We start from the raw sequence: 18,613 nt of genomic DNA on the forward strand, positions 1-18,613 counted from the left end.
CGGGCGAGCGGGGTGCGGCCGGAGCCCTTGAGGTGCAGGTCGCGCAGGACGCCGTCGGCGTCGGTGAGCTCGCCGAGGAGCAGCGCCCGCCCGTCACCGAGGCGCGGGGAGTAGCCGCCGAACTGGTGGCCGGCGTAGACCTGCGCCACCGGGCTCGCGCCCTCGGGGACCCGGGTGCCGGTCAGCAGGCCGAGGCCCTCGGGCGTGCGCAGCGAGGCGGGGTCGAGGCCGATGCTCTCGGCCAGCGGCTCGTTGAGGGCCAGCAGGGTCGGCTCCGGCGTCGCCTCGGCCTGCCACGGCACGGCGAGCTCGGGCAGCTCGCGGGCGAAGAGGTCGCCGAGGGCCGGCGTCAGGGCGGTGCTGTCGGGGGCCAGGCTCACCCGTCCAGCCTACGGGCGCTCAGGTGGGGAGCCGGTCGTCGCGCTCCTCGACCAGCGTCGCCGGAGCGGTGAGGCGCCAGGCCTCAAAAATGAGCTCGGCCAGCTCGTCGCGCTCCACGCCCTCGAGGTGCACGACCACCCACCCGAAGGCGCCCGCGGTGAACTGCACCTCGAAGACCTCCGGCCGCTCCGCCACGAGCCCGAGCTGATCGGCGCGGGTCTGCTTGAGCCCGACGGTCGTGGTCGCGGGCCACAAGTAGCCGAAGGTGTGCGCGGCGACCTGGAAGCGCGTGTAGTGGCCGTGGTCGCTGCTGCTCACGCTCGGCAGCTGCTCGACGAGGTCGAGGAAGTCGCGGATGCTGCTCATCGCGGCTCAGGCTAGCGAGCGGCCCACCCGGACCTCGCGACCCTCAGGCGACGAAGGCATCCGCCGACAGGGCGGCCGCGGCAAAACGTACGTCGTGCGGGTCGGTCGTGGTGAGGAAGGCGAAGCGACGGTCGGCGTCACCACCCCTGGTGCCGGGCAGGGGTGCCTCCTCACGGGCCGCGAGCGCGGTCGTGACCCGGCTGCCCAGGATCAGCACGTTCCACTCGTAGGCCAGGGGTGAGCGGGGCGAGACGTCGTGGAGGGTGAAGAGGTCGCGCAGGTCGGTGCGCGAGCGGACGCCCACCCCGTAGACGTGGACCCGGGTGCCGAAGCGAGCCATCCGGTCATAGGTGCGCACCGTCGTCGCGGTCAGGAAGTCGACGTGCTGGAGGCAGACGTAGACCGTGGCCGCTCCCTCGCCCATGAAGCTCAGCTCGATGCTGCGGCTCACCGACAGCAGGTCGGCCTTGCGCGAGCGGCGCACGGCGGCGTGCCGGCTCAGCGACTCGAACGGAGTGGCATCCGGCACGGTGTGTCCTTCCAGGTTGTGGACGTCCTGATCGGCCTCGACGTCGGCGACCTGAGCGGATCGGCGCCGCGCCTTCCCCGGCCTGCCTACGCTCGATGGCGTCCCGTTCTCGGCGTCGGGGCGGCTCCTCGGCGCCCCTGACCGCAGGAGAAGTCGATGACGACCTCGCACCGCAGGACCACCCGCACCACGCTGACGACCGGGCTGGCCGCAGGTCTCGCCCTCACCGCCGTGCTCGGCGCCGGGGCAGCGACCGCGACCCCGCCCGACCAGGGCGACCGTCCGTCGTACCCCGAGCGCCTGGAGCTGCCCGACGGCTTCCAGCCCGAGGGCATCACGATCGGCAAGCGGGCCACGGCCTACTTCGGCTCCCGGCTCGACGGCGACCTCTACTCCATCGACCTGCGCACCGGCGAGGGCGAGGTCGTCAGCCAGGGACCGGGCACGCCCTCGGTCGGGCTCAAGGTCGACCGGCGCGAGCGGCTCTTCGTCTCCGGCGGGACGGCCGGCGACGCGCGGGTGGTCGACGCCCGGAGCGGCGAGGTGCTGGCGAGCTACCAGCTCGCCGAGGGCGCCGCCTTCATCAACGACGTCGTGCTCACCCGCGACACCGTGTGGTTCACCGACTCCCAGAACGCCCGCCTCTTCGCGCTGCCGCTGGGCCCGAAGGGCGAGCTGCCCGCTCCCGAGGACGTCGTGACCGTCCCGCTCACCGGCGAGTGGGTGCAGACCGCCGGGCTCAACGCCAACGGCATCACCGAGACGCCCGACGGCAAGGGCCTGCTGGTGGTCAACTCCTCCAACGGCGAGCTCTTCCGGGTCGACCCCCGCTCGGGCGAGGCCACCGAGGTCGACCTGGGTGGCACGCTGCTCACCAACGGTGACGGCCTGCTGCTCCAGGGACGCACCCTCTACGCCGTGCAGAACAGGCTGAACAAGATCGCCGTCGTCGAGCTCGACAAGACCGGCACCAGCGGCACGAAGGTCCGCGAGATCACCTCACCGGACTTCGACGTGCCCACCACGGTGGCCAAGCAGGGCAAGCGGCTCTACCTGCCCAACGCGCGCTTCACCACGCCGCCGACGCCGACGACCGACTACTGGGTCACCCAGGTCAGCGCCCGCTGACCCCGTCCTCGACCTAGCCCCGGACGGTGGGGTCGATGTCCTCGGGCCTCGCCGGCCGTGCCACCGACACGGTCGGCGAGGGCAGGCCCCACTGCTCGCGACCCAGCCGGGCGACCGGTCCCATCCGGTCGTAGGCCGGCAGGCCGTCCTCCATCACGTCCTCGTCGACGCTGAAAGACACCACGGTGCCCAGCACCAGCGTCGAGCTCCCGAAGCCGACGGTGGAGTGCAGCGTGCACTCCATCGCGCCGGGCGAGCCCGCGACAGCGGGCGGGCCGACGACCGTGCTGGGGCGCATCTCGATGCCGAGGGCAGCCGCCTCGTCGGTGTCGGCGTCGAAGTGCGCGCCGGTCGCGTTGACCTCGTCCATGAGGGCCTCGGTGGCGACGCTGATGGTGAACTCGCGGGTCTCGAGCACGTTGCGCAGCGTGTCCTTGTCGCCGATCGAGGCGAACGCCACGATCGGCGGGTCGGCGCACACCACGGTGAAGAACGAGTGCGGCGCCAGGTTGCCCACGCCCGCGGCGGAGCGGCTCGCCACCCACGCGATCGGGCGGGGGACCACCAGCGAGGTCATCAGCTTGTAGGCGTTGACGTCCGCGGAGTCCGGGTCGAGGTGCAGGCGTGTCATGGCACCAAGGGTGCCGGGTCGGTGGTCGTCACGGCCACGCGGCCTCCGCCGGGCAAGGCCTCGGCGCCCCCTACCCTTCTCCCATGAGTCACGTCACCTGCTCCGTCGTGGACGGCATCGCCCACGTCCGGCTCGACCGGCCGGACAAGCTCAACGCGCTGACCCTGCAGATCCTCGACGACCTGGTGTCGACCGCGCAGATGCTCCGCAAGGACCGCACCCTGCGCGCCGTGGTGGTCTCCGGCGAGGGCGACGCGTTCTGCGCCGGTCTCGACTTCGCGCACGTGATGAAGCAGCCCGCCAAGGTCGTGACGCACTTCGTGCCTCGGCCCTGGCGCGGCACCAACACCTTCCAGGAGGCCTGCTGGGCCTGGCGCCGCGTCCCCGTGCCGGTGATCGCCGCGGTGCACGGCCACTGCCTCGGCGGCGGGCTGCAGATCGCGCTGGCCGCCGACTTCCGCATCGCCACGCCCGAGTCGCAGTGGTCGGTGCTCGAGGGCAAGTGGGGGATCATCCCCGACATGAGCGGCATCCGCTCCCTGGCCGAGCTGGTCGGCATCGACACCGCCAAGAGGCTCACGATGACCGCCGAGGTCGTCACCGGCAAGGAGGCCCTCGACCTGGGCCTGGTCACCGAGCTCGCCGCCGACCCGGTCTCCGCGGCGTTCGAGCTGGCCGAGCGCCTCAGGCTGCGCAGCCCCGACCAGCTGGCGGCCGCCAAGCGGCTCTTCAACGACACCTGGACGTCGAGCCCCCGGCGTACGTTCGCCCGCGAGCGCGCCGAGCAGCTCGTCCTGCTCTTCGCGCACAACACCAAGGTGGCGCGCGAGGCGGCCTTCGCCAAGGCCGTCCCCGCCTTCGCCCGCCGCGGGCGGTGAGGTTCCAGCGCAGCCTGGCCCTCCTCGTGGTGGCCCTGGTCGTCTGGGCGGTCGGCCCGCTGGCCCTGCTGCTGGCGCTCGGGTCGTTGGCCCTCCCGCGCGTGCGGGACTGGCTGCGACCCACCTGGCGGGTGGTCGCCGGCTGGACCGCGGGCGTGGCCGTCCTGGTCGGCGTCGTGGTGCTGGTCCCCGACGGCTTCCTGCCCATCCCGCCGGGCATCGGGTCGCTGACGACCCCGCGCTACGTCGGCCGTCCCGCGACCGCGCAACCCATCGGCCTCGGCATCCCGCAGCACCCCCGGCTGGCCGCCAACGGCACCGGCACCGTGCACAACGACGGCTGGTCCACCGACTCCTACCCCGGCCCCGGCCCGCTCGGGGAGTCCCCGTCGGTGGACACCGCGTGGCATGGCATCGAGGGGTGCGCCACCCTCGCCTTCGACACCCAGGACCGGCTGGTCGCGCTGTGCGGCGACACCAGCGGGCCGGTCCTGCACGTGCTCGACCCCGAGACGATGCGGGCCCAGGACACCCTCGAGCTGCCGGCCCGGCCCGACGACGACGGCTGCGGAGCCTCGGCCTTCTTCCTCGACGACCAGGACCGTGCCGTCACGGCCACCACCGAGCGCGAGATCGTCGCGGTGACCACCGCCGACGGGCGCGGGGATCCCGACCTCACCATCCAGACGTCGTACGACCTCTCGGGCGAGGTGCCCGAGGACGACTGCCTGGTCGCGCTGATGCCCGACTGGGGAGGGCGCACCTGGTTTGCCAGCGAGGACGGCCGGGTCGGTTTCGTCGACCCCGGCACCGGCAAGGTGCAGGTGCTCGAGCTCGGCGAGGAGATCACCAGCTCGCTCACCGCCGGCGAGGACGGCGGGATCTACGCCGTCACCGTGGAGGCGCTCTACAAGCTCGGCGTCGACCCGGCCGGGCGCCCGACGGTCCGCTGGCGCACGATCTATGACCGCGGGACCGAGCAGAAGGACGGCCAGCCCAGCCGCGGCAGCGGCACCACGCCCACGATCCTGCCCAGCGGGCTCGTCGCCATCACCGACAACGCCGACCCCAAGATGAACGTGCAGTTCTACGCCGTCGACGACGGTGACCTGGTCTGCCAGCAGACCGTCTTCGAGGACGGCGAGAGCGCCACCGCCGGCTCGCTGGTCGCGGTCGGCCCGAGCGGCGTGGTCGTGGAGAACACCTACGGCTACACCGGCCTCCTGCGCACCGTCCTGGGCCGCACGACCCCCGGCGGCCTCGCGCGCGTCGACGTGGTCGACGGCGCGTGCGGCGTCGTGTGGACCAGCGACCAGGTCGCCCCCACGTCGGTGGCGAAGGTGTCGCTGGGCACCGGGCTGGTCTACGCCTACACCAAGCGCCGCAGCCTGCTCGGCGTCAACGCGTGGTACTTCACCGCCATCGACGCCCGCACCGGTCGCACCGCCTTCTCCGTGCGCACCGGCATCGGGACGATGTTCAACAACCACCGCTCCGCCGTGACCCTCGGCCCCGACGGCGCCGCCTTCGTCGCCACGCTCGCCGGCCTGGTCCGCGTCCGCGACCGGGAGTTCAGCTCCTAGGGGTAGCGGATCCCCGTGGTCTCCTCGCTGATCTCCCACAGTCGCCGCATCGCGTCGGCATCGCGCGACGCACGGCTGCTCGTGACCACCTGCGGTGCGCCCGCCAGCTGGGCCGGTCCGCTGGGGCCGCAGTAGGTGCCGCCGGGCAGGTCGGCGGTGGCCGCCATCAGGGTCGGCCAGGCGCCGGCGGCCGCCGACTGCGAGACCGCCTTGATCGTCGCGTCGAGGATCGAGGCGACGCCGCCCGACGAGCGGCCGTACTGCCCGTTGGCGGCCAGGTGCGTCCCCGCGAAGCCGGGGTGCGCCGCCAGGGCCTCGACCGGGAGGCCGGCCTCGCGCGCGCGGCGGTCCAGCTCGTAGGTGAAGAGCAGGTTGGCCAGCTTGGTGGCGCCGTAGGTGCGCCACTTGTCGTAGCGACCGGCGTCCTGGCGCGGGTCACCGAGCGGGGCGGCCTTGGCATAGCGGTGGAACTGCGACGACACCGCCACGACGCGTCCGTCACCGCTGGCCACCAGCTGCGGCAGGAGCAGACCGGTGAGCAGGAACGGCCCGAAGTGGTTGGTCGCCATCTGCAGCTCGAGGCCGTCGCCGGTGCGGGTCTGGGGGGTGGCCATGACGCCGGCGTTGTTGACCAGCACGTCGATCGGTCCGTACGACGACGCGTCAGCAGCAGCGGCCCTCACCGACCCGAGGTCCGACAGGTCGACCACCAGCTGCTCCAGCGAGGCGGCCGGCACCTCGGTGCGGATGGCCGACTCGGTCTCGGAGACCTTCGTCGCGCTGCGACCGGCCAGGACGACGCGGGCGCCGCGACGGGCCAGCTCGAGCGCGGTGCAGTGCCCTAGCCCGCCGACGGTCGTGCCCGTGACCACGATCGTGCGTCCGGACTGGTCGGGGACGTCGGTCAACCGCCAGCTGGAGCTCACGGGGTCGTGGCCATCGCGTCGACGACCTGCTGGCCGAGCGCCTGGTCGCCCTCGACCACGACGACGTCCGGCTCGGCCGGACGACGACCACCGGCGAGGACGACGAAGGTCCCGCGGTCCATCCGCAGCGTGACCGTCGGGTCGGCCGGGACGTCGGGGAGACGCTCGCCGCGGCCGGCGTCGTTGATCACGAAGGCGAAGGGATCGCTGCCGGCCATCTCCAGCACCAGGCTGGTCCCGGGCGCCGCGCCGACCTTCTTGCCCAGGACGAAGCCGAGGCTCTCGGCGAGGTAGTCCGCGGTGTGCTTGGCCGGCGCGGTGTCGAGGCCGCCGGGGCGACCGACCGCACGGCGTACGTCCTGCTCGTGCATCCACACGTCCAGCGGACGGTTGCGCAGCAGCACCTCCCAGGTCCACGGCACGCCACCGAAGACGACCTCGGGCGTGGCGGAGGCGTCGGTGGGCGGATCGGCGAGCAGCAGGGTGTGCCGGGTGGTGGCGGCCTGGCGGATCTCGGTGATGATCGCGTCAGGGGCGGCGTCGCGTCGGTTGACGACGCCGATCTCGGTGTAGAGACCGAGGAAGCCGGTCACGTGGGGCGGCTCGCCCACGTCGGCCGTCTCCTCCGGGCCGCCGGCCAGGATGGCCTCGAGGTGGGCGACGTGCGCGGCGACGGCCCGCACGTCCCAGCCGGGCAGGTCGGTGGGGAGGTCCCACTGCTCGGGCGCGAGCTCCTCGAGGAGGGTGGTGAAGTCGTTGATCGCGCTCCACCAGACGTCGATGTAGCCGGCGAGCAGCTGCTGGTCATCCATGGGCCGCAGCCTAGTCAGCGCAGGGGAGTCAGCACAGGAGTCTCAGCCCAGGGCGAGCTTGACCGCGATCCCCAGCATGGTCAGGCCGATCAGCACGTCGAGGATGCGCCAGGCGCGCGGGGTCGCGAGCGCCCGCTCGGCCAGCCGGGCGCCGTAGCCGAGGCTGGTGAACCACAGGATGCTCGCGGTGCACGCCCCGACCGTGAACCACCAGCGACCGTCCCCCTGCGCGTTCGCGATCGAGCCGAGCAGCAGCACGGTGTCGAGGTAGACGTGCGGGTTGAGCCAGGTCAGCGCCACCGCTGTCGTCACGGCGGCACGCAGCGACGGTGCGCCGGCGCGGGCGGCCTCGAGGCCCTGCGGGCGACGGGCGCGCAGCAGCGAGCTCACGCCGTACCACGTCAGGAAGGCGACGCCGAGCCACCGCACCACGTCGAGGATCCAGCCCGCCTGCTCCACGATCGTCCCGATGCCGCTGACCCCGGCCACGATCAGCACCAGGTCGGAGATCGCGCACACCGCCACCACGGGGCCGACGTGGGCGCGCAGGAGCCCCTGCCGCAGGACGTAGGCGTTCTGCGCGCCGATGGCGATGATCAGCGTGAGGCCGGTGAGCAGACCGGAGACGAGGGAGTCGAGCACGCCGTCGACGCTAGGGCCCGTCGTGGCACAAGGCCAGCGAAAGAATCTTGGGGATCATTAGAGTCGCTTCATGCAGCCACACCCGGACCAGCTGGCCGCGCTCGTCGCGATCGTCGAGCACGGCACCTTCGACGCCGCAGCGCGCCACCTCCACGTGACCCCGAGCGCCGTCAGCCAGCGCATCCGGGCCCTCGAGTCCGCCGCCGGCCGCGTGCTCGTCCAGCGCACCACGCCCTGCCGCCCGACCGAGGCCGGGCAGACGCTGCTGCGCCTGGCCCGCCAGACCCGCCTGCTGTACGACGAGGCCCGCGACGCGCTGGGTGACTCGCGGGACGACTCGGGGGGCGTGCCCCTCGACCTGGCCGTCGCGGTGAGCGCCGACTCGTTGGCCACGTGGTTTCGGCCGGTGATGAGCGACGTGGCGACCTGGTCGGGCACCACGTTGCGGCTCCATGTCGAGGACCAGGCGCACACGGCGGCTCTGCTGCGGCGTGGTGACGTGCTCGCGGCGGTCACCTCCGAGCCGACCCCGGTGCAGGGCTGCGTGGTCGAGCCGCTCGGCGTGCTCCGCTATCGCCCGGTCGCGGCGCCGGACTTCGCCGAGCGGTGGCGGGTCGGTCGCGGCCATGACTGGGCGCGGATGCCGGTGGTGGTCTTCAACGAGAAGGACGACCTCCAGCACGACCTGCTCGCCGGTCGCGTCGGACGGGGCGGGCCGCCGCCGGTGGTGCACCGCGTGCCGACGTCCGACGACTTCCGCGAGGCGGTGCGCCGCGGGCTCGGCTGGGGGATGCTGCCCGACCCGCAGGCGCTGCCGGACCTGGCGGAGGGACGGGTGGTGAGCCTGCTGACGCGCGGCCACGTCGACGTACGCCTCTTCTGGCAGCGCTGGCGTTTGGACAGCCTTGCCCTGGGAACGCTCACGGACGTCGTCCGTGCCGCCGCCCGCGAGGGCCTGCGCCGACCGCCCGCCTCTCCCTGAACCACCACCCCCTGGAGCTCCTCAGATGATCCGCCTGCCCGCTGTCGGCGAGGACTTCGGCCGTTATCGGCTGGTCCGCGAGCTGGGTCGGGGCGGGATGGGGGTCGTCTTCGCTGCCGTGGACGGGGCCCTCGACCGCGAGGTGGCGCTCAAGATCATCGCGCCGCAGCTGGCCGGCGACGACGACTACCGCGCGCGCTTCAAGCGGGAGGCGCTCGCCCTCTCGCGGATGGACAGCACCCACGTCGTCCAGGTGCACGACCACGGGGAGCTCGACGGGTGCCTCTTCCTCGTGACGCAGCTGGTGCCCGACGGCGACCTGCTGCAGCGGCTGGGCAGGCCGGGGGGCCTCGCGCCGGGCCAGGCGGTCGACCTGGTCGTGCAGGTCCTCGACGGCCTGGCGGACGCGCACCGGGTCGGGATCGTCCACCGCGACGTGAAGCCCAGCAACATCCTGCTGCGGCATCGGGGCGAGCGACTGCACGCCTACCTGTGCGACTTCGGCATCGCCAGTGCGCCCGGTGAGCAGGTCACGCGCACCGGCGCCCTGGTCGGCTCGTTCCCCTACATGGCCCCCGAGCGCCACCGTGCCGAGCAGGCCGGGGTCCCCGGCGACCTCTACTCCGTCGGCTGCGTGCTCTGGCAGGTGCTCACCGGCACCGCCCCCTACGCCGGCACCGACGTCGAGATCGCCGTCGCCCACCTCCAGGCGCCGCTGCCGCAGCTGCCTCCCAGCGACGCCTTCTCGAGCGCGATCAACGCGATCCTGACCAAGGCGCTGGCCAAGCTCCCGGAGGATCGCTACACCTCCGCCCGGGCGATGCGCGCCGACCTCGCGGCCGTCGTGGCCTCCGCTCCCGACATGCTCGCGCTCCCGGCCGCCACCCAGGTGCGCCACTCCGTGCTGCCCGGCGTGGTGCCGGCCGCCACGGTCGCCCCGAGCGCGGCGTCGCAGCCGACCCGGCGCAGCGCTCGCCGCAGCGCCGCCCTCGCGGTCCTGGGCGTGGTCGGCGTCCTCGGGGTCACGTCGGCCCTAGCCCTCGGCCTGCAGGACGACGACCGACAGGTCGCCGAGCCCACGACGGCCTCGAGCGGCGCCGCGCCCGCGTCCGAGGTGCCCCCGTCGATCGTCGGGGGTGTCACGTTCAGCACCGAGACCGCGCCGGCGAGCCCCGAGGTCCGCCCCGGCGAGGCGCTCCCGGGTGGTGCCTCCACCGAGGGGTCCGGCCAGGGTGCGGCGCTGCCCGACGCTGCGGGGCCGACCCGCAGACCCGGCAGGACCCCGTCCTCCACCCCGTCCTCCACCCCGTCGGCGCGCCCCTCGTCCAGCCCGACACGGAGCCCCAGCCCGACGCCGACCCCCAGCCCGACGCCGACGCCACCCCCGCCGTCGTACCGCTGCTGGGACGGCACGGGCACCGACGGTCCGGAGGCCTGCAGCGAGCCGAGCGGGGTGGCCGGCCTGGCGTGGGTCTACAAGGACCCCGCGCGTTGCGTGGAGGACGGCGGCACCGCCAAGCGGCTCACCGTCCTCGACTGCCGCCTCTCGACACCGGGTGGCGTCGCGACGATCACCTACACCCACTGGTCCTCGGTCCGCGCGGCCAAGAGCAACTTCAGGGACGAGTACGACGCCCGCCCGGCCGACTGGCGCGGGTGGGGCTTCCGGTGGGCCAAGGAGACCCCGCGACGCGACGTCGTGCTGCGGCGCGTCCACCTCTACCGCGACGGCCCCTACAGCGTGCTGGTCAAGGCGGAGTCGGAGCGCGCGTTCACCTCCGCGCTCGACGCGGTGCGCTACCGCAAGCCGGGCAGCCTGCGCGGCCGCCCGGCGTGAGGAGCCCCTGACGCACGACGACCCCCGACCGGTCACCCGGGCGGGGGTCGTGCGTCAGTGCGGGTGGAGCAGGATCAGAAGGCGTCCTCGGCGAGGTCCATCAGCGAGAGGTCGATGCCCTCGGCGATGGCGCGCTCGGCGGTGAGACGGGGCAGGTTGGTCTGCGCGAAGAACTGCGCCGCCGCGACCTTGCCCTCGTAGAACGCCTTGTCCTTGGCGGACAGGTCGTCGCCACCGAGCTTGCCCAGCGCCACCTCGGCGCCACGCAGCAGCAGCCAGCCGCAGACCACGTCGCCCAGCGCCATCAGCAGGCGCGTGGTGTTGAGACCGACCTTGTAGATGTTGCGGATCTCGTCCTGGGCCGACATCAGGTCGTTGATCATGTGGGCGACCATCGCGTTGGCGTCGTCGAGCGCCGTCGCGAGGAGCTGGCGCTCCACCTTGAGGCGACCGTTGCCGGCCTCGGAGTCGATGAACGCCTGGATCTCGCCCGCGAGGTGGCCCAGCGCCTTGCCCTGGTCCTTGACGATCTTGCGGAAGAAGAAGTCCTGGCCCTGGATCGCCGTGGTGCCCTCGTAGAGGGTGTCGATCTTGGCGTCGCGGACGTACTGCTCGATCGGGTACTCCTGCAGGAAGCCCGAGCCGCCGTAGGTCTGGAGCGACTCGGTGCCGAGCAGGACCCAGGAGCGCTCCGAGCCGTAGCCCTTGACGATCGGGAGCAGCAGGTCGTTGACCTTCTCGGCCAGCTCGTCGCGCTCGCCGTTGTGCTCGGCGATCATGACGGTGTCCTGCCACGAGGCGGTGTAGAGCACGAGGGCGCGCATGGCCTCGGAGAAGGACTTCTGCGTCATCAGCGAGCGACGCACGTCGGGGTGGTGCGTGATCGTCACGCGCGGCGCGGTCTTGTCGCCCGACTGGGTCAGGTCGGCGCCCTGGACGCGCGACTTGGCGTAGTCGAGCGCGTTGAGGTAGCCGGTCGAGAGGGTCGCGATGGCCTTGGTGCCGACCATCATCCGCGCGTTCTCGATGACCTGGAACATCTGCGCGATGCCGTCGTGGACCTCGCCCAGCAGCCAGCCCTGGGCCGCCTCGCCGCCGCCGACCTGCGGGTCGCCGAAGGTGACCTCGCAGGTGTTGGAGACCTTGATGCCCATCTTGTGCTCGACGTTGGTGACGTAGACGCCGTTGCGCTCGCCGGTCAGCTCGCCGGTCTCGTGGTCGAAGTGGTGCTCGGGCATCCAGAAGAGCGAGAGGCCCTTGGTGCCCGGGCCGCCGACGCCGTCGACGCCCTCGGGACGCGCGAGCACCAGGTGCATGATGTTCTCGCTCATGTCGTGCGTCGCGCTGGTGATGAAGCGCTTGACGCCCGTGATGTTCCACGAGCCGTCCTCGTTGGGGGTGGCCTTCGCGCGTCCGGCACCGACGTCGGAGCCCGCGTCGGGCTCGGTCAGGACCATGGTGCAGCCCCACTGACGCTCGACCATGATCTGGGCGATGCGCTTGTCGCGGTCGTTGCCGTTGCGGTGGACGACGCCCGCGAAGGGCGCGCCGGCGGCGTACATGTGGATGGGGGCGTTGGAGCCCAGCACGAGCTCGCCGATGGCCCAGTTGATCGTGGCGGGGGCCGGCGTGCCGCCGAGCTCCTCGTTGATCTGGAGGCGCCAGTACTCCGCGTCCATCCATGCCTGGTAGCTCTTCTTGAAGCTCTCCGGCAGGGGCGCGGTGTGGGTCTGCGGGTCGAAGACCGGCGGGTTGCGGTCGCTGTCCTCGTAGGACGCGGCCAGGTCCTCGCGGGCCAGGCGGTCGACCTCGCCGAGGATCTCGCGGGCCGTGTCGCCGTCGACCTCGCCGAAGAGGCCGGACCCGAGGATCTCGTCGCGGCCCAGGACCTCGAAGAGGTTGAACTCGATGTCACGAAGGTTGCTCTTGTAGTGGCTCACTGACCCACCGTTTCTGTGTCGAGGAAGGACGCTACTCGTCGGTAACATAATGATAGGCAGGGTGCTTGCTGCATGCAAGCCGTGGCTAGCACGCGTGACCCGGATCTCCCACCCCACAGGTCGATCGGCAGCAGCGGGTCCTTGGTCCAGTGATTGACTCGATCTATCTGAGACACTGGCCTCATGCGAGTTTCCGCCAAGTCCGACTACGCCTTGCGCGCGCTGATCGAGATGGCTTCGCGGGTCGACGGTCGCGCGGTCAGCGCCGAGGAGCTCGGTCGTCTCCAGGAGATCCCCCACGGCTTCCTCCAGGCGATCCTCGCCGACCTGCGCCGCGCCGGCATCGTGATGTCGCAGCGCGGCCAGTCGGGTGGGTGGCGCATGGGTCGGCCCGCCGTCGAGGTGTCGGTGGCCGACGTCATCCGCGCCGTCGACGGCCCGCTCGTCTCGGTCTACGGCCTGCGCCCGGAGGCGGTCAGCTACAACGAGTCAGCGGAGGTGCTCCAGCACGTCTGGATCGCCGCACGCCGCTCGCTGCGCGACGTCTTCGAGCAGGTCTCGATCCAGCAGCTGGCCGACCAGAAGCTCCCCAAGGCCGTCACGTCGCGCACGGCCGACGAGGACGCCTGGCAGCCGCACTGATCCAGCCGCACTGATCCGGCCGCAGCTCAGGCCACGGACGGGTCGTTCTCCCGGCGGCGCAGCTTGCGGCGCTTGCGCTCGAGCTCGACCACCCGGGTGCTGAGCGTGTCGTTGCGGCGCGCGAGCCGCTCGAGCTCGCGCAGGGCGTCGTGGAGCGCCTGGTCGGAGCTGTGGATCAGCTCCTGGGGGTCCGCGACGGCGCAGCCGTTGTCGCACAGGTCGGTCAGGTTGCCGTGCACGTCGATCTCGCGGCTCGCGACCTGGTGCTCCCAGCGCCGTCCGAGCTCGCGCAGCGCCTCCTGGCGCTCGGTGGAGACGAGCCGCTGCGGGCGCTCGACGAGGGGCTTGCCGACACCGTCCAGGGGCAGTGACGCGGTCCCGAAGCCGACGATCCTGCCGAACGCCTTCCAGACGGCCTTGCGACCGCGGTCGGGCGGCACGACGACCACGTGCACCCGCTCGGGCTTGCCGACGGCGCTCGTCCAGCGGTCGAGGATCGCGCCGAGGTCGAGGTCGGGGTCGCTCCACGTGTCCGGAGCGGCCACGGTCACGACGACGTGGATCTTGAAGCCGGCGAGGGCGTCGAGCAGGAGGGCGATCTGGTCCGGCGTGGCGTCGGCGAGCAGGGGCTGGCTGAACACCAGCGTGTCCTTGCCCTTGTAGCCGCGGCGGCAGATGCGCGACCAGGCTCCCTCGACCTCGGCGCGGTCGTAGCCCCAGGCACGGTGCTCGCGCCGGATCTCGATCGCCGCGCGGAACATCTCCTCCGCAGAGGTGGCGGGCCGCCTGACGCCGAGGTCGGCGAGGGCGTGTCCGTGCAGCTCGAGCGCGGCGTCGAGGAAGTCCGCGGAGCGGTCGTCGAGGCCGACGTGGATGAATGCCTTGCGCTTCGCCATGTCGCCACGGTCACAGCCGCAGGCCAGCACCGGGCCAGCAGCGAGCCAGGGGCAGACGGCGGGTGGGTGAACGTCAGGTGACGCTCACCGTCGGTCGAGGCGGGCGTGGCGCAGGACCTCGACGCGGCTCTCGAACTCGGCGGCGTCGATCTCGCCCCGGGCGAAGCGGCTGGCGAGGTGCTCGTCCGCGGGGGACGGGCCCGTCGTCGCCGGAGGCGGTGTGGTGGTCTCGCGCCTGCTGTCACGCAGCATCGCCACGATCCACACCAGCAGCCCGACGACCAGCAAGGTCGTGAGCAGCATCATCAGGCCCATGCCGACCCAGGCTCCACCGTCGTGCATCCCGTCCCAGCTGCCGTTGTCGTCGTTCCACATGGTGCCCACCTCCCGATCCGGTGGCGATCTGTCACCGGCTCTGCTGCCAGCGTGATCCCTGGCGTGGTCGAGCGGCAGAGGCGCGAGACCCGGGACGTCGGGACCTTCGGATCCACATTTCTAGAACAAGTTCTACATCTGGGCCTACGATGCCCGCATGATCACGTCGGACGCCATCACCTGGAACGCCCCCAACGACCCGCACCCCGCTCGTGCGGCGTCCCAGCGCTCCTACTCCGCCGTCGCCAAGGGCGACCTGGCCGAGTGGTTGACCGTCTATGCGCCCGACGCCGTGCTCGAGGACCCCGTCGGGCCGTCGATGTTCGACGCCGAGGGCAAGGGCCACCGCGGGCACGAGGGCATCTCCGCCTTCTGGAAGCTGGCGATCGAGCCGATCGAGACCTTTGAGTTCACCATCACCGACTCCTTCGCCAACCCGGGCAGCAACACCTGCGCCAACATCGGGTCGATCCGCACGACCTTCCCCGACGGCAGCTTCACCACCACCGAGCTGATCATGGTCTACGTCGTCCACGACGACGGGACCGTCGCCTCCATGAAGGCCTACTGGGAGCCCGAGCGCACGATGGCGACCTTCACCAAGCCCTGACCTCATGCCGAGTCGGCGCAATGTTGCAGCCGGATCCGCGACGCCCGTGACATGGACGCGTTGGTCGGCGTCGGAGAGGCTGAGGGTCCACGGTGGACCCGAACAGGAGCAACATGTCGACCGATCTCGGGACGTTCGACGAGCAGGAGTTCGAGGAGTTCGCGCTCGCGCGCACGCCTCAGCTCTACCGCTCGGCGTGGCTGCTGTGCGGTGACCGGCACCAGGCCGAGGACCTCGTCCAGGAGACGCTGGCCAAGGTCTACGCCCGCTGGCGGCGCCCGTTCGTCAGCCGCATCGACAACCCCGCGGCCTACGCCCAGACCACGCTGACCCGCACCTTCCTCAGCGCCCGGCGGCGCCGCAGCAACCACGAGACGCCGTACGCCGCCCTCCCGGACGCGGCCGCGCCCGACCTGGCCGCTGCCAGCGACCTGCGCCTGGCGTTGTGCGAGGCCCTCGGGAGGCTCACGCCGGTGGACCGGGCGGTGGTGGTGCTGCGCTACCTCGAAGACCTGAGCGTCGACGAGGTCGCAGCGCGCACCGGGCTGTCGTCCGGCGCCGTGCGCAATCGCAGCATGCGGTCACTGGAGCGGCTCCGGCCGCTGGTCGACGTCGACATCGCTGCTCCGCAGAACCCGAGAGGAACGCCATGAGTGCGCACGAGAACGCCCGCATCACCCGGCTGCTGGAGCAGGGCAGCGATGGACTCCAGCCGGACGTCGCCGGCATCGTCGAGCGAGGTCGTGAGCGCGGGCGGCGCCGGGTGCGGCGCGCTCGGATCGGCGCCTCGCTCGCCGCGGCCGCCGTGGTCGGCGTCGTCGCGGTGAGCGCCGCCGTCGTGCCGTCCCTGCTGGACGAGGCTCGCACGGTGGAGTCGGGCTTCGCCGACGGTCCCTCAGACGACGGCCTGGCCAGTGACCTGCCGGCGCAGGAACCCTCCACGGAGGTGTCGATCGGCCCCGGGGAGGTCGCTCCCGCACGGCTGTCGATGAAGGCGGCGGAGATCCCCGAGCTCGTGCGCTCGCTCTATCCCGGGGAGGTGGTCGAGATCGAGGACCTCGGGGGGTTCCGCGACAGCGCGGAGGGGCCGGTGGCGCACTTCTCCTGGGACGGCTTCGCCACCAGTGCCGGGGCCAACCGTCCCCGGGTGAAGGGGGACACCCCGCTCGAGATCTGTCGTGCGTCCGGGTCGGCCGACATGAGCTGCCGCGAGCGGGCTGACGGCTCCGCCGTGCTCACCTGGCTCCAGGAGGGTCCGGCCGTCGACGGCGGCGTCACCGGCCGCGGCGTCTCGGTATTCACACCTGGCTGGGAGGTGTGGGTGGTCTCCTACAACGCCTCCGAGGGCAAGGACGCGCCGGTCCTCGCCGACGAGCCGCCGTTCACGTTCGCGCAGCTCGAGGCGATCGGCTCCGACCCGGCCTGGTTCGACTGAGGTCCCACGCCGAGGGCCATGGGCCGGTGGCAGGTCGGTCGGCCGGTCGGGGGTGCGGGGGTGCGGGGGTGAGGGTGCAGTCGTGTGCCGCAGACAGCGCCCTGACGCGCTCTGAGGAACACGACCCGATGGTCGCCCGTGGCCCGGCCGGTCCCGCATCGAGTCGTGGGTCCCAGACCGCGCCCTGGCGCAGCCCGCGGCACACGACCCGAGCGCCGAGCGCCGAGCGCCGAGCACAGGCGCCTGCAACAACGCGCCGACTCGGCGATCACTCAGCCGCGGCGAACGCCCTGTCCAACCACGCGATCAGCGGCTTGAGGGCCCGCCAGTCGGCGCGCACGTGGTCGAGCAGCTCAGGGGTGTGGATGAAGGACTCGAAGCCGTAGGGCTTGCCGACCACGAGCTGCTTGTGGCGCAGCAGCGCGATGCGCGGGTGGTCGGCGGGCCAGCCGCGGGGGGAGGTCTTGAGCTGCTCGCCGCCGACCTCGAAGCCGGCCTTCTCCAGCGTGGTGAGGAGCCGCTTCAGCGCCGGGCCGGTCGCGTCGTCGGCGATCGCGTCGCGCACGGCGGCCAGGCGTGGACCGGACGCCTCGTAGAAGCCGCCCCCGACCCGCATGCCGCGCGGTGCGATCTCGACGTACCAGCCCATCGACTGGCCCGCCGCGACGAATGCGCCCTGGTGGGTCTTGTAGGGCGTCTTGTCCTTGGCGAACCGGACGTCGCGGTAGGGCCGGAAGATCTTCGGGGTGCCGAACTCCGGCTCCAGCGCAGCCGTCAGCGCCGTCATCGGCTGCTTGACGGCCTCGTCGTAGACGCCCTTGTGGGCCTCCCAGAACGACCTGGTGTTGTCGACCTCGAGGTCGTCGTAGAAGTCGAAGGCTGCGACGGGGAAACCGGTGAACTCCACCCGGCCAGCCTAGGTGGCCGCCGCGACGGGGTGATGGCGGTGGTGACGCCGCTGCCCGCCATCACCCCGTCCTGTGAGCCGGGCGGAAAGGACCACCCGACCCAGGTCCAACGGTGGGCTAGACCGGAGGTCACGGCCTCGAAAGGGTGAAAGATCCGGTGCTGGAGAGCTGGAGCGGACGACGAGACTCGAACTCGCGACATCGACCTTGGGAAGGTCGCGCTCTACCAACTGAGCTACGTCCGCACGGCCCGGTCGCCCGGGTCGGCGCCCAGACTATATCGACGGCCCGTCGGTCGGCAGGTCGGTGGGCGCCCCGGGCGGCACCAGCCGGGTGAGCGAGGGATGGCGCGGCGAGATCGTGTCGCCCGAGGAGCGTCCGGTGATCCGGCGGTGCACCCAGGGTGCGGCCGAGGTGCGCACCCACGTGGCGTGCTCGCGCAGCGCCTCGCGCCGGCTCACGGCCGGCAGCTCGCGCAGCGGCAGCGGCTGCAGGTCGTGGTCGACGCCGAGCGTCTCGAGCACCTCGATCGCCATCCGCTGGTGACCGGCCGGGCCCATGTGCATGCGGTCGTCGTCCCAGAGCCGCCAGTCGCGGTACTCCCGCAGTCGCCAGAAGTCGACGACGTCGGCCCCGTGCCGATCGGCGCTCTCCCGCACCAGCTCGTTGTAGAGCGCGAAGCGACCGCGCAGCATCTTGTACGTCGCCGAGCCGCCCGGGTCGAAGGCCGTCCACACCAGCAGCCGGGCTCCGGTCGCGGCGAGCCTGGCCAAGGCGTCGTCGTAGCGAGCGATGAGCGCGTCGAGGTCGACCTTGGGGCGCAGGATGTCGTTGGCGCCGGCGTAGATCGTCACCAGGTCGGGCTCGAGGCTCAGCGCCGGCTCGAGCTGCTCGGCCAGGATCGCGTCGAGCTTGCGGCCGCGGATCGCGAGGTTGGCGTAGCCGACGGTGTCGCCGTGCGACGCGAGCACCTCCGCCACCCGGTCCGCCCAGCCGCGCAGTCCGTTGGGGCGGGTCGGGTCGGGGTCGCCATAGCCCTCCGTGAAGGAGTCTCCGAGGGCGACGTAGCGGTGGTACGGCATGGCCCCATCCTGCCGGGGCGACACTGAGGA

The 18,613-nt window shown here is 72.2% G+C and carries 21 protein-coding genes and 1 tRNA gene; 9 read left to right on the plus strand and 13 right to left on the minus strand.

What is annotated here, in order from left to right; all coding sequences use genetic code 11:
• The 3 genes from AAG827_RS16000 to AAG827_RS16010 all read right to left on the minus strand — a co-directional run.
• A partial coding sequence (locus AAG827_RS16000; protein ID WP_341927153.1) for a protein adenylyltransferase SelO family protein occupies window positions 1-380 on the minus strand: 380 nt, incomplete at its 3' end.
• A gap of 19 nt (window positions 381-399) precedes the next feature.
• Entirely contained in the window at window positions 400-747 is a 348-nt protein-coding gene (locus tag AAG827_RS16005) for an MmcQ/YjbR family DNA-binding protein (RefSeq protein ID WP_341927154.1), read from the minus strand.
• A gap of 43 nt (window positions 748-790) precedes the next feature.
• Complete coding sequence (locus tag AAG827_RS16010; RefSeq protein WP_341927155.1) at window positions 791-1,276, minus strand: DICT sensory domain-containing protein; 486 nt, start codon at window positions 1,274-1,276, stop codon at window positions 791-793.
• Between the two features lie 156 nt (window positions 1,277-1,432).
• On the opposite strand from AAG827_RS16010, the gene AAG827_RS16015 reads away from it, so the two are divergent.
• Window positions 1,433-2,404 (plus strand): superoxide dismutase, encoded by a 972-nt coding sequence (locus AAG827_RS16015; protein ID WP_341927156.1) that lies wholly within the window; start codon window positions 1,433-1,435, stop codon window positions 2,402-2,404.
• 13 nt (window positions 2,405-2,417) lie between these two features.
• Here the strand turns inward: AAG827_RS16015 and AAG827_RS16020 are convergent, their stop codons facing one another.
• Window positions 2,418-3,035 (minus strand): flavin reductase family protein, encoded by a 618-nt coding sequence (locus AAG827_RS16020; RefSeq protein ID WP_341927157.1) that lies wholly within the window; start codon window positions 3,033-3,035, stop codon window positions 2,418-2,420.
• 83 nt (window positions 3,036-3,118) lie between these two features.
• Here AAG827_RS16020 and AAG827_RS16025 point away from each other — a divergent pair, with 83 nt between their 5' ends.
• Complete coding sequence (locus AAG827_RS16025) at window positions 3,119-3,913, plus strand: crotonase/enoyl-CoA hydratase family protein (protein ID WP_341927158.1); 795 nt, start codon at window positions 3,119-3,121, stop codon at window positions 3,911-3,913.
• Entirely contained in the window at window positions 3,910-5,496 is a 1,587-nt protein-coding gene (locus AAG827_RS16030; RefSeq protein WP_341927160.1) for a hypothetical protein, read from the plus strand. Before AAG827_RS16025 ends, AAG827_RS16030 begins: the two co-directional genes overlap by 4 nt.
• Here the strand turns inward: AAG827_RS16030 and AAG827_RS16035 are convergent.
• The 3 genes from AAG827_RS16035 to AAG827_RS16045 are packed head-to-tail and all read right to left on the minus strand — an operon-like array spanning window position 5,493 to window position 7,876.
• Window positions 5,493-6,422: an oxidoreductase gene (locus AAG827_RS16035; protein WP_341927161.1), complete on the minus strand. Its 930-nt coding sequence runs from the start codon at window positions 6,420-6,422 to the stop codon at window positions 5,493-5,495. The two genes, AAG827_RS16030 and AAG827_RS16035, sit on opposite strands and share 4 nt — an antisense overlap.
• The gene (locus AAG827_RS16040) at window positions 6,419-7,234 is read right to left on the minus strand and encodes a maleylpyruvate isomerase family mycothiol-dependent enzyme (protein ID WP_341927162.1); all 816 of its coding nucleotides are present in this window, start codon (window positions 7,232-7,234) and stop codon (window positions 6,419-6,421) included. The genes AAG827_RS16035 and AAG827_RS16040 overlap by 4 nt, the downstream gene beginning before the upstream one ends.
• A gap of 42 nt (window positions 7,235-7,276) precedes the next feature.
• On the minus strand, window positions 7,277-7,876 hold the full coding sequence (locus AAG827_RS16045) for a LysE/ArgO family amino acid transporter (RefSeq protein ID WP_341927163.1): 600 nt from the start codon (window positions 7,874-7,876) through the stop codon (window positions 7,277-7,279).
• A 70-nt stretch (window positions 7,877-7,946) separates the two neighbouring features.
• On the opposite strand from AAG827_RS16045, the gene AAG827_RS16050 reads away from it, so the two are divergent.
• Window positions 7,947-8,858, plus strand: a complete 912-nt coding sequence (locus AAG827_RS16050; RefSeq protein ID WP_341927165.1) for a LysR family transcriptional regulator ArgP — start codon at window positions 7,947-7,949, stop codon at window positions 8,856-8,858.
• Window positions 8,859-8,883: 25 nt separating this feature from the next.
• On the plus strand, window positions 8,884-10,695 hold the full coding sequence (locus AAG827_RS16055) for a protein kinase (protein ID WP_341927166.1): 1,812 nt from the start codon (window positions 8,884-8,886) through the stop codon (window positions 10,693-10,695).
• A 74-nt stretch (window positions 10,696-10,769) separates the two neighbouring features.
• On the opposite strand, the gene AAG827_RS16060 is transcribed toward AAG827_RS16055, so the two are convergent.
• Entirely contained in the window at window positions 10,770-12,635 is a 1,866-nt protein-coding gene (locus tag AAG827_RS16060; RefSeq protein WP_341927168.1) for an acyl-CoA dehydrogenase, read from the minus strand.
• A gap of 183 nt (window positions 12,636-12,818) precedes the next feature.
• On the opposite strand from AAG827_RS16060, the gene AAG827_RS16065 reads away from it, so the two are divergent.
• Window positions 12,819-13,277 carry an Rrf2 family transcriptional regulator gene (locus AAG827_RS16065; RefSeq protein ID WP_341927170.1) on the plus strand — a complete coding sequence of 153 codons (459 nt, stop codon included), beginning with the start codon at window positions 12,819-12,821 and terminating at the stop codon, window positions 13,275-13,277.
• 26 nt (window positions 13,278-13,303) lie between these two features.
• Here AAG827_RS16065 and AAG827_RS16070 read toward each other — a convergent pair whose 3' ends face one another.
• Together AAG827_RS16070 and AAG827_RS16075 are read right to left on the minus strand one after the other, a co-directional pair.
• Complete coding sequence (locus AAG827_RS16070; protein ID WP_341927172.1) at window positions 13,304-14,173, minus strand: hypothetical protein; 870 nt, start codon at window positions 14,171-14,173, stop codon at window positions 13,304-13,306.
• 84 nt (window positions 14,174-14,257) lie between these two features.
• Window positions 14,258-14,548 carry an SHOCT domain-containing protein gene (locus tag AAG827_RS16075; protein WP_341927173.1) on the minus strand — a complete coding sequence of 97 codons (291 nt, stop codon included), beginning with the start codon at window positions 14,546-14,548 and terminating at the stop codon, window positions 14,258-14,260.
• 157 nt (window positions 14,549-14,705) lie between these two features.
• On the opposite strand from AAG827_RS16075, the gene AAG827_RS16080 reads away from it, so the two are divergent.
• The 3 genes from AAG827_RS16080 to AAG827_RS16090 all read left to right on the plus strand — a co-directional run bounded on the left by AAG827_RS16080 (window position 14,706) and on the right by AAG827_RS16090 (window position 16,593).
• Window positions 14,706-15,158, plus strand: coding sequence for a nuclear transport factor 2 family protein (locus tag AAG827_RS16080; protein ID WP_341927174.1), 453 nt, complete (start codon window positions 14,706-14,708; stop codon window positions 15,156-15,158).
• A gap of 113 nt (window positions 15,159-15,271) precedes the next feature.
• Window positions 15,272-15,811 carry a SigE family RNA polymerase sigma factor gene (locus AAG827_RS16085; protein WP_341927175.1) on the plus strand — a complete coding sequence of 180 codons (540 nt, stop codon included), beginning with the start codon at window positions 15,272-15,274 and terminating at the stop codon, window positions 15,809-15,811.
• Entirely contained in the window at window positions 15,808-16,593 is a 786-nt protein-coding gene (locus tag AAG827_RS16090) for a hypothetical protein (RefSeq protein WP_341927176.1), read from the plus strand. The genes AAG827_RS16085 and AAG827_RS16090 overlap by 4 nt, the downstream gene beginning before the upstream one ends.
• 268 nt (window positions 16,594-16,861) lie before the next feature.
• Here the strand turns inward: AAG827_RS16090 and AAG827_RS16095 are convergent, their stop codons facing one another.
• From AAG827_RS16095 to AAG827_RS16105, 3 genes are all read right to left on the minus strand, one after another.
• Complete coding sequence (locus AAG827_RS16095) at window positions 16,862-17,500, minus strand: DUF2461 domain-containing protein (protein ID WP_341927177.1); 639 nt, start codon at window positions 17,498-17,500, stop codon at window positions 16,862-16,864.
• A gap of 170 nt (window positions 17,501-17,670) precedes the next feature.
• Window positions 17,671-17,746 (minus strand) — tRNA-Gly (locus AAG827_RS16100).
• Between the two features lie 30 nt (window positions 17,747-17,776).
• A complete protein-coding gene (locus AAG827_RS16105; protein WP_341927178.1) occupies window positions 17,777-18,583 on the minus strand; it encodes an SGNH/GDSL hydrolase family protein in 807 nt (268 codons plus the stop codon).
• Between the last annotated feature and the right edge of the window lie 30 nt (window positions 18,584-18,613).

Source organism: Nocardioides psychrotolerans, assembly GCF_943371775.1.
Classification (GTDB): domain Bacteria; phylum Actinomycetota; class Actinomycetes; order Propionibacteriales; family Nocardioidaceae; genus Nocardioides; species Nocardioides psychrotolerans_A.